This window comes from Sinorhizobium sp. BJ1, assembly GCF_002531555.1.
Taxonomy (GTDB): Bacteria; Pseudomonadota; Alphaproteobacteria; order Rhizobiales; family Rhizobiaceae; genus Sinorhizobium; species Sinorhizobium fredii_B.
The window spans coordinates 88,060-102,471 of record NZ_NWTH01000011.1 but is presented as its reverse complement, the minus strand read 5'-3'; the positions used below and the strand labels follow the sequence as shown (position 1 = coordinate 102,471).

Sequence of the window (14,412 nt, the reverse complement as noted above, 5' to 3'; positions counted from 1 at the left end):
GGCGCAGGCACGCTTCGGAGCATTCTACCGGCGCATCGAGACGACGATGGCCTTGAAACCAATGGGGAAGATTATGGCTTTTCTGTTCAATTCCGATGCCGAACGGGCAAAGATCTTTGGAGCCGAATTCGCCCGCGAGCTTCCCTCCCTTCCCTTCGTGGCAGACGCCGGCGGGGTCGATCCCGCCGCGGTCCGCTATCTGCTGACATGGACCGCGCCACCGGACCTCGAGCGCTACGTCAATCTCGAGGTTTTGTTTTCGATCGGCGCCGGCGTCGATCAGTTTGCCCTCGACCGCCTGCCGAAGAACGTCAAGCTCGTTCGGATGATCGAGGACGGCATCACCCGCATGATGCAGGAATATGTGACGCTCGCTGTCCTCGCACTGCATCGCGACCTTCCCGGCTATCTCGGCCAGCAGGGCGCCGGCGAATGGCGGATGCGGCCGGTCCGGCAGGCATCGGAGCGGCGGGTCGGTGTGCTCGGGCTCGGAAATCTCGGTCAGGCGGTATTGGACCGCCTCAGTCCCTTCGGCTTTCCGCTCTCGGGCTGGAGCCGGTCGCCGCGCGAGATCCCCGGGGTCGCCTGTCACCATGGCGAAGCCGCTCTCACCGACTTTCTTGCCACCCAGGACATCCTGATCTGCCTCTTGCCGCTCACTGTCGAGACGCGCGGCATTCTCAATGCTTCGCTCTTCTCGAAACTCCCGAGCGGCGCCGGCCTCGTGCATGTCGGGCGCGGACCGCAACTTGATACGGACGCGCTTGTCGCTGCACTGGACAACGACCAGCTTGTCGGCGCCGTCCTTGACGTCACCGATCCCGAACCGCTGCCGGCGGACCATCCTTTGTGGCGTCACCCTAAAGTGATCATCACTCCGCATATCGCCAGCGTCACTCAGCCGGAGACCGCGGCAAGAACCGTCATCGCCAATATTAGGCGCCATGAGGCCGGCCTCGACCTTATCGGCCTCGTCGACCGCGACCGAGGTTATTGAATCCATCACAACCCGAAAGCACAACCATGTCTCTTCTGAAGACCATCGACACTGACCCGCAATTCGAGCCGAAGCGGTCGAACCCGACGCCCGAGCGGCTGATTTCCGGCAATCCCTCGTTCAAGACCTGGGCCCAGGACGTCGCTCGCGACGGCATGATCAACACCGGAGTCTGGGAAGCAACACCGGGCGAGACCCGCTCGATCAAGGGCGGAACGTTCGAGTTCTGCCATATCCTCGAAGGCGTGGTCGAATTGACTGAAGAGGGCGGCGTCGCACCCGTCACCTATCGCGCCGGCGACAGCTTCGTGATGAAGCCCGGCTTCAAGGGTGTTTGGCGGACAATCGAGACCGTCCGCAAGATCTACTTGACCGTCGGCTGATGGTGACACTTCGGGATCTCCCGGTCTACGAGATGGAGCGGGACGGCTATAGGCTCAGCACCGACCGGAGCCGTCTCGATCTCGTTTACAGCTACCGGCGGGGGAATCCTATTGAGTCTGCGGCCACGACCGCGTCTTGTTCGAGCGTGCGCTCGAAAGCTCCTTCCCGGTGGCGATCTACGCGCCGGACGAAAGCCTCGCCACGTTTGCGCGGGTGGTGACTGACCTGTCGGTCTTCGCCTTTCTCCGCGACGTCTTCACCCTGCCCGCCCATCGCGGGCGGGGACACATCTGGCTTGCCGCGCCGACCCCCTGCGCAGCGAATTCCTTTGCGAAGTCCCGATGGTCGCGGTGATGCGCGCCGACGAACCGCTCGCGAGGAAACGCGAGAGCACGCCCGACGACCGCGACCGCAAAGCCCTCATCTCCTACGGCTCGCACGCCGAGATCGGCATGGCAGTCGACTCTGCCCTTGCGGACGCCGGTCGGCAGCGGAATGTCGCCGTACAGATCGCTTCCTCCGTCGGCGCCCGCGCCGCTGATGCGCAAGAGCCTCGGAATAGCGCTCGTCGACGGTCTCGTTGCCTGACGCGATCTCGAGGGACTGGTTGCCCGCCCGTTCCTTCCGCGCATCACGATGCAGGCGGTCGCAGCGACAAACGACGCTCGTCCCGCTTCCCGCTTCGTCCAGCCATTCCTCGCCTGCCTGAGGGCCGTTCTGGACGACCAAAGATTGCGCTGAAAGGCTCGCCCGAAACAGGATATTCCATCACCGTCTCGGCACAGTCGACCGAAACTGCCGGTGAGCAGCCGCTAGTCTTGCTCCGACGGCAAGGAGCAGCGATGACCCTCACTTTCAATCCAGATACGTTCGAACTCCCCTCCGGCCATTTCATCGGCGGCCGCTACGTGCCGGCGTCCGGCCGGCTCGCCATGCACCGCCCTTCCGATGGCGCCGCTTTCGCCGAGTGCCCCGTGGCGGGCGAAGACCTGGTCGATCGGGCAGTCGCGAACGCGAGACAGGCGCTCAAGGAGAGCGGCTGGTCGGGCCTGCGCCCGCGCGAACGGACCCGGGCTCTCTCCCGCTGGGCCGACCTCATCGAAGCGGAGGCGGAGACGCTTGCGCGCTTCGAAGCGGTCGCCTCCACCCGCCCCATCGGTCACCTCATTGAGGGCGATATCGCCATCACCGCAGAGCAGATCCGCTTCTTCGCCGAGTTTGCCGACAAGGAAGGCGGCGATCTGGTGCCGACCGATGACGACAATCTCGGCATGATCATGACCGAGCCCTATGGTGTCGTTGGCGCAATCACGCCCTGGAACTTCCCGGTCTCGATGGCAGGCTGGAAGCTCGGGCCGGCGCTTGCCGCCGGCAATGCGGTCGTGCTGAAACCATCCGAGATGACGCCTTTCTCGACGCTCTATCTCGCCGAGCTTGCGGTGCGCGCCGGCCTTCCAGCCGGGCTCGTCAATGTCGTGCTCGGCGATGGGCCTACGACGGGAAGCGCCATTACCGGTCATCCGGGCATCGGCAAGGTGAGCTTCACCGGTTCGACGTCCGCCGGGGCGGCGATCATGCAAAACGTCGCCCGCACGGGCATCAAGCCGATGACGCTCGAGCTCGGCGGAAAAAGCCCGCAGCTCGTCTTCGCGGATGCGGATCTCGACCGCGCGGCGCAAGCGATTGCCCGCAACATTCTCGCCAATGCCGGCCAGGCCTGCGTCGCCGGCTCTCGCGTAATTGTCGACCGTAAAGTCGCCGCTGCATTGACCGAAGCAATGGTCGCGCACATGCGCGCAATAATCCCCGGCCCGACCTGGGACGAGACCAGCCAATATTCGCCGATCATCTCCGAGCGCCAGATCGGCCGGATCGATTCGATTATCCAGTCATCGCTCGACGCTGGCGGCGAGTGCCTGATCGGCGGCAAGCGTCTCGACCGGGAGGGTTATTTCTATGCGCCGACGCTGATCGCCGGCGTCGACCAGTCCTCTCCGGCCGTGACCGAGGAAATCTTCGGCCCGGTGCTGACGCTGCAGACCTTCGACGACGAGGAGGAGGCTTTGGCGCTCGCAGACCATCCGACCTACGGCCTCGCCGCCGGCGTTTTCACCCGGGACCTGTCACGCGCCGTCCGGATGACGCGGCGGCTCGAGGCAGGAACCGTCTGGGTAAACCGCTACGGCCGCTCGCGCGACCACATTCTTCCGACCGGCGGTTACAAGAGTTCCGGCATCGGCAAGGATCTGGGTCGCGAGGCCTATCTCGCCAACCGCCGCAGCAAGAGCGTGCTGATCAACCTCTGAGTGATAAGGACGGACATGGAGACCTATTCGATCGCGCTGATCCCAGGAGACGGCATCGGCCAAGACGTGACGGCGGCCGCCTGGCAGGTGTTGGAGAAAGTCTCCGCACAGTCGAGCTTCGCGTTGAAGGCCACGACCTTTCCGTGGTCCTGTGCCTACTACAAAGAGACCGGAGCGATGATGCCGTCCGACGGAATCGCCACGCTGCGCGGTTTCGACGCCATCCTGCTCGGCGCGGTCGGCTGGCCGGCCGAGGTTCCCGACTCGGTTTCGCTGCACGGGCTGCTGCTGCCGATCCGCAAGGCCTTCGTGCAATATGCCAATATCCGTCCGCATCGCCTTCTTCCCGGCGTCGAAGGACCGCTGAAGGCGCGTGCCTTCGACATCCTCTGCATCCGCGAGAACACCGAGGGTGAATATTCAGGTGCCGGCGGCCGCGTCCATCAGGGCACGGCGGACGAAGTCGCCGTCGAGACGTCGATCTTCACCCGAACCGGCGTCGAGCGCATCCTCCGCTTCGGTTTCGAACAGGCCCGCGCCCGCCGTGGCAAGCTCGCCTCGGTGACAAAGTCGAACGCGCAGAAATACTCCATGGTCTTCTGGGACGAAATCACCGAACAGCTGGCCGCCGAGTATCCGGATGTCGCTGTTACCAGCTACCACATCGACGCGATGGCCGCCCGCATGGTCATGGCGCCGGAAAGCCTCGACGTCGTCGTCGCCTCCAATCTCTTCGGCGACATCCTGACCGACCTTGGTGCCGCCATTCAGGGTGGCCTCGGCTTTGCCGCCTCCGCCAACATCAATCCCGATCGCAGCGCTCCTTCGATGTTCGAACCGGTGCACGGATCGGCGCCGGACATCGCCCATCTCGACGTCGCCAACCCGATCGCGGCCATCTGGTCGGCCGCGATGATGCTCGAGCATCTCGGCGAGTCGGCCGCGGGGGAGCGGATCATGGCGGCAATCGCCGCCGCCACCTCTGCCGGGATCGGCATAGTGCCCGGCAGAGATAGGACGGAAACCATCACAGCCGCGGTTTTAGCCGCGCTCGATTGATCGTCAGAGGAACAACAATGCTGAAATTGAATGACAAGGATCTTTTCCGGCAATCGGGCCTGATCGACGGGGCGTGGGTCGGTGCTGCCTCCGGGAAGGTCGCCGAGGTGATCGACCCGGCGGCGCAAGCTGCCCTCGGCACCGTTCCGGACATGGGGACGGCGGAGACCCGTGCCGCCATCGATGCCGCCGCTGCCGCGTTCGGACCGTGGAAGAAGAAGACGCATGCCGAGCGCGCCGCTCTGCTCGAGCGCTGGCACGCGTTGATGGTCGAAAATCTCGAGGACCTGGCGCTGCTGTTGACGATGGAACAGGGCAAGCCGCTCGACGAAGCGCGCGGCGAGATCCGCTATGGCGCCGCCTTCGTCAAATGGTTCGCGGAGGAAGCCCGCCGCATCGGCGGCCATACCATCCCCTCGCCGACCGCGGATCGCCGCATCGTCGTGCTCAAGGAGGCGGTCGGCGTCTGCGCCATCGTCACGCCGTGGAACTTCCCGAATGCGATGATCACCCGCAAGGTCGCCCCGGCGCTCGCCGCCGGCTGCACCGTGGTCATCAAGCCCTCGGAATTCACGCCATTTTCGGCGCTCGCTCTCGGTGTGCTTGCCGAGCGCGCCGGCATCCCGGCAGGCGTCGTCAATATCGTCACTGGAATGCCGACAGAGATCGGCAACGAGTTCATGGCGAACGAGACGGTGCGCAAGATCTCCTTCACCGGCTCGACGCGGGTCGGCTCGTTGCTGATGCGCGGCGCCGCCGATAGCGTTAAGCGGCTCTCCCTCGAACTCGGCGGCAATGCCCCCTTCATCGTCTTTGACGACGCCGATCTCGATCTCGCGGTCGAGGGCGCGATCGCCTCCAAATTCCGCAACGGCGGCCAGACCTGCGTCTGCGCCAATCGTATCCTGGTGCAGGCGGGCGTTTACGACGCCTTCGCGGAGAAGCTCGGCGCCCGTGTCAACGCCATGAAGGTCGGCCCGGGAACGGAACCCGGCAACGCCATCGGCCCGATGATCAACGCTGCGGCCATCGAGAAGATCAACCGCCATGTCGAGGATGCGCTTGCCAAGGGCGCGAAGGTCGCGGCGCGCGGTAGATCGCTGCCGGAGGGGCGGCAATACACGGCTCCGCTGGTGCTCACCGGCGCCACCTCGGACATGCTGCTCGCCAGCGAAGAGACTTTCGGTCCCGTCGCCCCGCTCTTCCGTTTCGAGACCGAAGAAGAGGCCATCGCCATCGCCAACGGCACGCCCTTCGGGCTCGCCGCCTATTTCTACACCGAGAGCCTGAAGCGCTCCTGGCGCGTCGCCGAAGCGCTTGAATTCGGCATGGTCGGCCTCAATACAGGCGCCATTTCCACGGAAGTCGCGCCCTTCGGCGGCGTCAAGCAATCCGGCCTCGGCCGCGAGGGCGCCCAATGCGGCATCGAGGAATATCTCGAACTGAAAAGCTTCCACATCGGCGGGCTGAGCTAAGCACGCCAGACGCCAGTGGCCAGTGCGAAGGGTGACCATTCGGCTAAATCGTAGCGGATCGGCAGCGCGTCGGCCCGCCAAACGATCCGGCGCGGCTGGAAACGCCAGTAGCGTTCCGCGCCTTCCAGGGGCCCGTCCTCTGGTTGGCCGCACAAGAGCTCGGCCGCGCCAGTCATCTGGAGGAGGACACCCGTCGCAAAGTCCGGGAAGACAAGCCCGGCTCGCGGATTGACCACGATGTTGCCTAGCGTGTTGAAGAAACGGTTGCCGACGAAATCCGGGATTGTCAGCCAACCGTCTTCACCGACATGCACGAATGCAGCTCTGCCGCCGCGATGAGAGACATCCACTTGCCGCCCGCTCGACAGGTCGGCATAGGTGGCGACGAAAAATGTATCCGCTTGCCCGACAAGGGCGCCCGCAACATCGTCAAGCTCCGAGCTCACTCTGGGTGGCACGGACGGCGGCTGCGACGGATCGCGGATGAAGCGGACATGCCGGAGCTGAATATATTTGGGGCAGTTGCCGAAGCTCTGGGCGACGCTGATATCAAATCCCTTGGCGTGGCGGTTGAGAGTTCCGTTCAGCCGGTTGCGGCGGCGCGTGCCGAGATCGATACCGAGGAGGGCGATCGCGGCGCCATCGTTCATGCCCGACTCGGCGGGGTCCGCCGGTTCTCTGCCGAGCTCGACCGTGAGCCGATGGGCGTTGGGCGCATGGAGAAAGGCAGGACGGGCGGCCCTGAGTGTCGCCCAGATGTCGCCATCCTGGTCCACCGCCCCCAGCACCACCATCGGCAGCAGAGGATAAAACTCGCGGTGCTGGTCGATCAGATGGTCACGCATGACGCGGTGCCCGACCTCTTCCATGCGTGCCTCCACGCCCAGTTGCCGCTGGAGCGCCATCTCGCCCTCATGCCAGGGCGAGGCGGACAGGATGGGGCTCTCCATAACCTTGCCTCCTCAGGCCGCCAAACCCACCGGGGTCTTCTGGAAGTCGACAAAGCCCGGTAGCGCCTCAAGGCGCTCGAGCCAGGCGCGGATGTTCGAGTATCGCTGAAGATCAACGTCGCCTTCCGGCGCTCGTGCCACATAGCTGTAGAGCGCGACATCGGCGATGGTCGGCCGGTCGGCGGCAATCCAGCGCCTTCCCTCGAGCGCGGCCTCGATCAACGTCAGGATGGAATGGGAGCGAGGGATGACCTCTTCCGGCCGGTAGGGCGCCTTGAACACGTTGATGAGGCGCGCCTGCGCCGGACCGTGGGCGATCTGGCCCGCGGCGACCGACAGCCAGCGCTGGACAACGGCCGCGCCTTGGGGGTCTTCCGGAAGCCAATCCGTGCGCCCCATCTTCTTGGCGAGATAGACGAGAATGGCGTTCGAATCGCAGATGACCGTGCCGTCGTCATCGAGCACCGGGACCTGCCCGAACGGGTTGAGCTTCAGAAACTGCTCCTCCTTGTGCTTTTTCTCGGCCAGATCGACGAGCACGAGCTCATGCTCGAGACCGAGGAGCGAGAGAAAAAGCCGGGCACGATGAGCGTGGCCGGAGAGCGGATGATAGTAGAGTTGCATTCTTGCCTCCTGTAGAAGAAAGGAGATCACAGAATGATTATTAGACACAGAGTTGATAAGCTCGATCGAAAACACTAGACCATTTCACCAAGTGAAATAATTCCTGTGAGGGCAGGAACGCGATGGATCGCTGGCAGGCGATGCGCATCTTCGTGCAGGTGGTGGAAAGCGGCGGCTTCGCCCCTGCCGCCAAGGTGCTGCACATGAGCCCGCCATCCGTGACCCGGGCGATTGCAAAGCTCGAGGATCAGATCGGCACGCGGCTCCTGGTCCGCACGACCCGTTCTCTGAAGTTGACTGCTGCCGGCGAAGGCTATGTCGCCGATTGCCGGCGAATCCTCGTGGAGATTGCGGAGGCGGAGGCCAATGCCGCGGGCAGCTTTATTCACCCGGCGGGCGTGCTCACGGTTACCGCGCCTGCGCTTTTCGGGCGCATCCATGTACTCCCCGTCATCCTTGAATTTCTCAATTTCTACCCTGCCATGCAGGTGAAAACCGTTTTTGTCGACCGCGTGACCAATCTGGTCGAGGAGGGCCTGGATGTCGCGATCCGCATCGCGGCGCTCCCCGCCTCCGGCCTCATCGCGCGCCGCATCGGCTCGATCAGGCAAGTGCTTTGCGCGTCCCCGGGCTATTTCGAAAGCTTCGACGAGCCCGAGAGCCCTCAGGACCTCGCTCATCACCGCATCATCGGGCGCGATGGGCTCTTCGGTCATTCGGAATGGCTTTTCGGACGTGATAGCAGCATTCGCGTTCCGATCAGTCCGCGCCTCATCTGCAATACCAACGACTCGGCCATCGCCGCTGCGGTCGCTGGATGGGGATTGTCCCGGTTCCAATCATACCAGGTGGCGCCGGAGATAGAGGCGGGTCGCCTGAAGATCGTGCTGGCCGACTACGAGCGCGAGCCGGTGCCGATCCACATCGTGCATGCGGAAGGGCGCATGGTCTCGGCTCGCGTGCGCGCATTCGTCGATTTTGCGGCCGAACGCTTTCGCCGGAGCCCCGGAATGCATGCTGAGCTTGGGGAAGGCGGGTAAAAAACCGCGTCACTGTCCAGTGAGCTACTGAATCCTATCGAGCATCTTGTAATACATACCGACCAACGGCAGGAACCACGGTTTTCCGAAATGTCCGGGCACGGCCGGCCAGCCGAGATCCTTGACCGGATTGCGATCAGCCCTGCCGAGAATGGCATCGGCGATCAGCATCCCCATATGGGTCGACATCTGCGCCCCGTGACCCGAATAGCCCATGGCGTACCAGAGGCCGTCGGTGAAGCCCGCCCGCGGAAAACGATCCTTGGTCATGTCGACCAGGCCGCCCCAGCAGTAATCGATTTCGATCTTGGCGAGTTGCGGGAAAATCTCTGCGAGACTGGCGCGCAGGATAGCGCCGCTCTTTTCGTCCGAGGCCTGGTCCGATGTTGCCGAAAACCGCGCCCGGCCGCCGAAGATCAGGCGATTGTCGGGTGACAGCCGGAAATAGTTGCCGATGTTGAGAGAGGTCACGCAGGTGCGGTTGCCGGGCATGGTTGCGGCGATCTCGGCGTCGCTGAGCGCCCGGGTCGCGATGATGAAACTGCCGACTGGGACGATACGACGGCGGAAATAGCCGAAGGCGCCGGTCGTGTAGGCGCCGGTCGCCAGCAGCACGGTGTCCGCCGTCACGCGGCCGCGCGGCGTCGTCAATTCCTGCTTGCCGGACAACTGGCGCCGGCTCGTCACCGGCGTGTTCTCGGCGACGGTCGCCCCATGACGGACGGCCGCATCGGCCAGGCCGACCACGAAGCGGCCCATATGCATCATGGCGCTCTTTTTTGAGAGCATTGCGCCGTGGAACGAGGCCGAGCCGATCTCGCTCTTCAGGTCGTTTGCCGTCAGGAGCGCCGTGTCCGGATCGATCTCGCGGTTCACCACCTCGAAGTTCCGGGCGATCGCCTCGAAATGTGCCGGCTTCGAGGCAAGCTTCAGCTTGCCCGCCCGCCTGAAGCTGCAGTCGATCCCCTCCTCCGCCACGATGCGTTCGATCGTGTCGATGGACGCGTCAAAGGCGCGGTAGAGCGCCGCAGCCCGCTCCGGCCCGAGTTCCGCCTTGGCGGCGACGAAGCTGTGCGCGATGCCGTTGTTGAGATGACCCCCATTGCGGCCGGACGCGCCCGATCCGACCGCGTTCGCCTCCAGAACGATCACCTTCGCGCCGGCTTTTGCGAGCTGCCGTGCAGCCCCGAGGCCCGTGAAGCCTCCACCGATGACGGCGACGTCATAGTGGTTCTCGACCGGTGCGCGGCTGCCCATTTCAAATGGGCGAGCCGTGTCGTGCCAGTAGGACTTGAACTGCATGGCCATCTCCTGTCAGAGCCCGACGACGCCGGGCAGGCCGGAAATATCCTTGATTTCCGTATATCCATAGAAGGGATTTGCCGGCTCGTGGCCGCGGTTGACCCAGACCTTGTTCTTGATGCCGAGATCGTGCGCCGACATCAGGTCGTAGCGGAACGAGGAGGAGCAGTGGAGAATGTCCTCCGGGCCGCAGCCCAGCATGTCGAACATATATTCGAAGGCCTTGAAGCGCGGCTTGTAGGCCTGCGCCTGTTCGGCCGTGTAGACCGCATGGAAGGGCGCGCCCAGCTTCTCGACATTCGACATGATCTGCGAATTCATCGCGTTCGACAGGATGACCAGCGGTATCTCCTTGGCGACTTTGGCAAGTCCGGCCGGCACGTCCGCATGCGGGCCCCAGGTCGGCACGCGCCCATAGACCACACGGGCGGCTTCGTCGCGGAATTTTATGCCGTTGCGCTTGCAGGTGCGTTCCAGCGAATTGTGCACCACTTCCGCATAGGGCTTCCAGTCGCCCATGATCTCGTCGAGACGATAGGCAGCAAAATTCTTGATGAACTCGGCCATGCGCGGTTCATCGAGCTGCTCACCGTAAAGGTCGCGCGCCGCTTCCGCCATCTGGAAATTGGTCAGAGTGCCGTAGCAGTCGAAGGTGATGTATTTCGGACGGAAGTTCGCCATGCGCATTCTCCTCTTCAATGACGTGACCCGGGTTTATCCGAAAAGGATCATAGGCGTGTCCCGTCCGCCGGCTTGCGCGATTTGGGCGCCGATCGAAGCAGATTGTACCGTATCCGCGGGCGGCTTTGGCAGATGGTTGTGTGCACTGCCCGCAGCGCTCGGGCTTGTTCCCACGCTCGAGACCCTTTTGCCGCCGCCCTGCCGGCATAAGATGCGGCGACCCGCTCACGTAAAGGTATAAGATACCGCCGCCGGCACCGCCTTCGGATGATCTGCCGGTCGGCCTTCCTTGAAACTTGCTGGAGGAAATCAAGGACCCTTCCATGCAGTTAAGTCAGATCGAACTTACGACCTTCGCCCCGGAGCATCTGGAGAGCGCCGTGCGCCTCTCCCGCCAGGCGGGCTGGCCGCACCGGCTGGAGGACTGGCAGATGGCGCTGGCGCTGAGTGAGGGCGTCGTCGCGCTCGAGGCCGGCCAGGTCGTCGGAACCACGCTGGCGACAGCCTATGGAAACGACTGCGTTACGATAAACATGGTGATCGTCGACGAGGCGATGCGCGGCCGTGGCCTGGGTCGCAGTCTAATGGATGCCGCCTTGCGGATCGCCGGCGACCGGCCGCTCCGGCTCGTGGCGACGGCGGAGGGTCAGCCGCTCTATGAAAAGCTCGGCTTCCGCGAGACCGGCACCGTGCTGCAGCACCAAGGTATCGCACGAGACTTGGCCGCGCCCTCGGAAACGGCGGCGGCGACCGCGCACGACATTGCCGCGATCGCCGCTCTTGACCGCATCGCTTTCGGGGCCGATCGCCGGGATCTGATCGCCTATCTCGCCACGGTCGGCGAGTTCGCCGTCATCCGCCGCAACGGCCGCATTGCCGGTTTCGCCGCCCTGCGCGCCTTCGGCCGTGGCGATGTCATCGGGCCCGTCGTTGCCGCAAATGTCGATGACGCCAAGGCGCTCGTCGTCCATTTCATTGCAATGCGAAGCGGACAATTCGTCCGGGTCGATACCACCGCCGAGACCGGGCTCTCCCCGTGGCTTTCTCACCAGGGGCTCGCCCATGTCGGCGGCGGCATCGCCATGGAAAGGCCGCTCCTTCCCCACGCCGCCGATCGCGCCGCCACCACCTTTGCCCTCGCCAATCAGGCGCTCGGCTGATCTGGAGATCTCGATGTACAGCAACTCCCTTATCGAACTCGACCGCGCCCATCTGGTCCACCCGGTGGCCTCCTATCGCAGCCACGAGCGCGCCGGGGTCCGCGTCCTCAGTTCCGCCCGGGGCGCAACCGTGACCGACGCCTCCGGGCACACGATGATTGACGGTTTCGCCGGGCTCTGGTGCGTCAATGCCGGCTACGGCCATGACAGCATCGTCGAGGCGGCGGCCCGGCAGATGCGCGAGCTACCCTATGCCACCGGCTATTTCGGGCTCGGCTCCGAACCGGCGATCCGGCTCGCCGCCGAATTGGCGGAACGGGCACCGGGCGACCTCAACCACGTCTATTTCACGCTCGGCGGATCGGACGCCGTCGACAGCACCATCCGCTTCATCCGCTACTATTACCATGCGCAGGGACGGCCGCAGAAGGACCAGTTCATCTCGGTCGAGCAGGGCTATCATGGCTCCTCGACCGTGGGTGCCGGCCTGACGGCGCTGCCCGCCTTCCACGCTGGGTTCGGGGTACCGTTCGACTGGCAGCACAAGATTCCATCGCACTACGCCTACCGCAACCCCGCCGGAAGCGAGCCGGCCGCGATCATCACCGCCTCGGTCGCGGCGCTGCGCGCCAAGGTCGAGGAACTCGGCGCCGACCGGGTGGCTGCCTTCTACGTCGAGCCGATCCAGGGCTCGGGTGGTGTGCTCGTGCCGCCACCGGGATGGATGAAGTCGATGGGGGACCTCTGCCGGGAGCTCGACGTCCTGTTCGTCGCCGACGAGGTCATCACCGGCTTCGGACGCACCGGTCCACTGTTTGCGTGTACCGATGAAGACATCGTTCCCGACCTGATGACGACCGCCAAGGGGCTCACATCGGGCTACGTGCCGATGGGCGCCGTCTTCCTCTCGGACAGGGTCTACGACACGATCGCCGACGGCGCCGGCGCGTCGGCGATCGGTCACGGCTACACCTATTCCGCCCATCCGGTCAGCGCCGCAGTCGGTCTGGAAGTGCTCCGGCTCTACGAGAGCGGGCTTTTGGAAAACGGCCGCAAGGCCGGCGAGCGGCTGATGGCGGGCTTGCGCGGCCTCGGCGATCATCCGCTGGTCGGCGATGTCCGCGGACGCGGCATGCTGGCAGCGATCGAGCTGGTCGTCGACAAGGAACGCAAGACGCCTTTGCCGGCCGCTGCCGATCCGGCGCGCCGTATATTCGACCGCGCCTGGGACAACGGCCTGATTATCCGCGCCTTCGGCAACGGCGTTCTCGGCTATGCCCCGCCTCTCTGCTGCACAGAGGCGGAAATCGATGCCATCGTCGAGCGGACACGGATGACGCTTGACGAAACTTTAGAGGACCCAGATGTCCGCGCGGCACTCGCCTGAAGCGGCGTTCTTCCCGGTCCGCGGGCGGGCATCTCCGGCGGATCGGCAGTTGGAACGGCGAAATACCGGTTTATCCTGATATTCGCAATTTTGTGCCGCCATCCTTCTCCCATTCAGAGAATCCGGCGAGCCGATACTGCCAAACTGGGTGAGCTAAGGGTGCGAGAATGCCGGGAAAGCAGGGGTTTAGCCCCCTGTGTCAAGCGCCAGCGGCCCATTGAAGACAGCATTTTCTTCTGCAAGCCAAGCGCGAATGACTTTCGTCGCGCTCAATCGAGGAAAAAGACTTGCCAAAGACCTTCGCGGATTTCAAATATCTCACCTTCGACGTGGTCGGCACGCTGATCGATTTCGAGGGCGGCATCAAGGAGTGCCTGGCCGGCATCGCCAAGGAGGCGGGTGTCGCGGTCGATGGCGAAGAGGCGCTGAAGGTCTACCGCGCCGCGCGCTATTCTCCCGACGCCGACCTCTTCCCCGACGACTTGGTGCGCGTGTATCTGGCGATCGCACCGGAGCTCGGGCTTCCCGTCGAAGCAAAATATGGCGAAAGGCTGCGCGATTCCGCGAAAGACTGGAAAGGCTTTGCCGACAGCGCCGAGGCGCTCGCCCGGCTTGCCAAGCGCTACCGCCTGGTCGCCATGACCAACGCCCGGCGCTGGGCTTTCGAGCATTTCTCCCGGGAACTCGGCAATCCCTTCTACGCCGCCTTCACCGCCGACGACACCGGTACCGAAAAACCGGATCCGGCCTTCTTCGAAAAAGTCTTCGCCTTCGTCGCTTCTGAAGGCAATTCGAAGGACGACATCCTGCACGTCGCCCAGAGCCAGTATCACGACATCGGTATTTCGCGGAAACTCGGGCTGACCAATTGCTGGATCGAGCGGCGCCACGCCCAGAAGGGCTATGGCGGCACGATCGAGCCCGCCGAGTTCACCAAGCCCGATTTCCACTTCACCTCCATGGCGGGGCTTGCCGACGCCGTGGAGCAAAGCAAGGCCGCCTGAACGGGAGGCGGATCATTCCAACCGAACCCCGCGCGATAAGACG

The 14,412-nt window shown here is 64.2% G+C and carries 14 protein-coding genes and 1 pseudogene; 11 read left to right on the top strand and 4 right to left on the bottom strand.

Translation table 11 applies throughout. The annotated features are described in order from the left end of the window. The first annotated feature begins 73 nt into the window (after window positions 1-73). The 7 genes and pseudogenes from CO676_RS17195 to CO676_RS17165 all read left to right on the top strand — a co-directional run bounded on the left by CO676_RS17195 (window position 74) and on the right by CO676_RS17165 (window position 6,221). Window positions 74-997, top strand: coding sequence for a glyoxylate/hydroxypyruvate reductase A (locus CO676_RS17195; protein WP_097522058.1), 924 nt, complete (start codon window positions 74-76; stop codon window positions 995-997). Between the two features lie 26 nt (window positions 998-1,023). Then, window positions 1,024-1,380 (top strand): cupin domain-containing protein, encoded by a 357-nt coding sequence (locus CO676_RS17190; RefSeq protein ID WP_097521966.1) that lies wholly within the window; start codon window positions 1,024-1,026, stop codon window positions 1,378-1,380. Window positions 1,381-1,516: 136 nt separating this feature from the next. Beyond that, complete coding sequence (locus CO676_RS36100) at window positions 1,517-1,735, top strand: hypothetical protein (protein WP_245424338.1); 219 nt, start codon at window positions 1,517-1,519, stop codon at window positions 1,733-1,735. Continuing rightward, window positions 1,723-1,857: pseudogene (locus CO676_RS36095) on the top strand (LysR family transcriptional regulator); the annotation flags it as partial. The gene CO676_RS36100 and the pseudogene CO676_RS36095, both read left to right, overlap by 13 nt. A gap of 366 nt (window positions 1,858-2,223) precedes the next feature. After that, a complete protein-coding gene (locus tag CO676_RS17175; RefSeq protein WP_097521965.1) occupies window positions 2,224-3,687 on the top strand; it encodes an aldehyde dehydrogenase family protein in 1,464 nt (487 codons plus the stop codon). A 15-nt stretch (window positions 3,688-3,702) separates the two neighbouring features. Then, window positions 3,703-4,746: a tartrate dehydrogenase gene (locus CO676_RS17170; protein WP_097521964.1), complete on the top strand. Its 1,044-nt coding sequence runs from the start codon at window positions 3,703-3,705 to the stop codon at window positions 4,744-4,746. Window positions 4,747-4,763: 17 nt separating this feature from the next. Beyond that, entirely contained in the window at window positions 4,764-6,221 is a 1,458-nt protein-coding gene (locus tag CO676_RS17165; protein ID WP_179875514.1) for an NAD-dependent succinate-semialdehyde dehydrogenase, read from the top strand. On the opposite strand, the gene CO676_RS17160 is transcribed toward CO676_RS17165, so the two are convergent. After that, entirely contained in the window at window positions 6,218-7,171 is a 954-nt protein-coding gene (locus CO676_RS17160; protein ID WP_097521963.1) for a pyridoxamine 5'-phosphate oxidase family protein, read from the bottom strand. The genes CO676_RS17165 and CO676_RS17160 overlap by 4 nt on opposite strands. Window positions 7,172-7,183: 12 nt before the next feature. Then, on the bottom strand, window positions 7,184-7,795 hold the full coding sequence (locus CO676_RS17155) for a glutathione S-transferase (RefSeq protein ID WP_097521962.1): 612 nt from the start codon (window positions 7,793-7,795) through the stop codon (window positions 7,184-7,186). A gap of 122 nt (window positions 7,796-7,917) precedes the next feature. Here CO676_RS17155 and CO676_RS17150 point away from each other — a divergent pair, with 122 nt between their 5' ends. Next, on the top strand, window positions 7,918-8,835 hold the full coding sequence (locus CO676_RS17150; RefSeq protein WP_097521961.1) for a LysR family transcriptional regulator: 918 nt from the start codon (window positions 7,918-7,920) through the stop codon (window positions 8,833-8,835). A gap of 24 nt (window positions 8,836-8,859) precedes the next feature. Here CO676_RS17150 and CO676_RS17145 read toward each other — a convergent pair whose 3' ends face one another. Then, window positions 8,860-10,137 carry an FAD-binding oxidoreductase gene (locus CO676_RS17145; RefSeq protein ID WP_097521960.1) on the bottom strand — a complete coding sequence of 426 codons (1,278 nt, stop codon included), beginning with the start codon at window positions 10,135-10,137 and terminating at the stop codon, window positions 8,860-8,862. A gap of 12 nt (window positions 10,138-10,149) precedes the next feature. Next, complete coding sequence (locus tag CO676_RS17140; protein WP_097521959.1) at window positions 10,150-10,818, bottom strand: haloacid dehalogenase type II; 669 nt, start codon at window positions 10,816-10,818, stop codon at window positions 10,150-10,152. Window positions 10,819-11,141: 323 nt separating this feature from the next. On the opposite strand from CO676_RS17140, the gene CO676_RS17135 reads away from it, so the two are divergent. From CO676_RS17135 to CO676_RS17125, 3 genes are all read left to right on the top strand, one after another. Continuing rightward, window positions 11,142-11,978: a GNAT family N-acetyltransferase gene (locus CO676_RS17135; RefSeq protein WP_097521958.1), complete on the top strand. Its 837-nt coding sequence runs from the start codon at window positions 11,142-11,144 to the stop codon at window positions 11,976-11,978. Between the two features lie 13 nt (window positions 11,979-11,991). Beyond that, window positions 11,992-13,365: an aspartate aminotransferase family protein gene (locus CO676_RS17130; protein ID WP_097521957.1), complete on the top strand. Its 1,374-nt coding sequence runs from the start codon at window positions 11,992-11,994 to the stop codon at window positions 13,363-13,365. A gap of 287 nt (window positions 13,366-13,652) precedes the next feature. Further along, complete coding sequence (locus CO676_RS17125; protein ID WP_097521956.1) at window positions 13,653-14,369, top strand: HAD-IA family hydrolase; 717 nt, start codon at window positions 13,653-13,655, stop codon at window positions 14,367-14,369. Window positions 14,370-14,412: the final 43 nt, after the last annotated feature.

Coding starts and splice junctions, on each gene's coding strand:
- CO676_RS17195 (WP_097522058.1), top strand. CDS start 74: ATGGCTTTTCTGTTCAATTCCGATGCCGAACGGGCAAAGATCTTTGGA.
- CO676_RS17190 (WP_097521966.1), top strand. CDS start 1,024: ATGTCTCTTCTGAAGACCATCGACACTGACCCGCAATTCGAGCCGAAG.
- CO676_RS17175 (WP_097521965.1), top strand. CDS start 2,224: ATGACCCTCACTTTCAATCCAGATACGTTCGAACTCCCCTCCGGCCAT.
- CO676_RS17170 (WP_097521964.1), top strand. CDS start 3,703: ATGGAGACCTATTCGATCGCGCTGATCCCAGGAGACGGCATCGGCCAA.
- CO676_RS17165 (WP_179875514.1), top strand. CDS start 4,764: ATGCTGAAATTGAATGACAAGGATCTTTTCCGGCAATCGGGCCTGATC.
- CO676_RS17160 (WP_097521963.1), bottom strand. CDS start 7,171: ATGGAGAGCCCCATCCTGTCCGCCTCGCCCTGGCATGAGGGCGAGATG.
- CO676_RS17155 (WP_097521962.1), bottom strand. CDS start 7,795: ATGCAACTCTACTATCATCCGCTCTCCGGCCACGCTCATCGTGCCCGG.
- CO676_RS17150 (WP_097521961.1), top strand. CDS start 7,918: ATGGATCGCTGGCAGGCGATGCGCATCTTCGTGCAGGTGGTGGAAAGC.
- CO676_RS17145 (WP_097521960.1), bottom strand. CDS start 10,137: ATGCAGTTCAAGTCCTACTGGCACGACACGGCTCGCCCATTTGAAATG.
- CO676_RS17140 (WP_097521959.1), bottom strand. CDS start 10,818: ATGGCGAACTTCCGTCCGAAATACATCACCTTCGACTGCTACGGCACT.
- CO676_RS17135 (WP_097521958.1), top strand. CDS start 11,142: ATGCAGTTAAGTCAGATCGAACTTACGACCTTCGCCCCGGAGCATCTG.
- CO676_RS17130 (WP_097521957.1), top strand. CDS start 11,992: ATGTACAGCAACTCCCTTATCGAACTCGACCGCGCCCATCTGGTCCAC.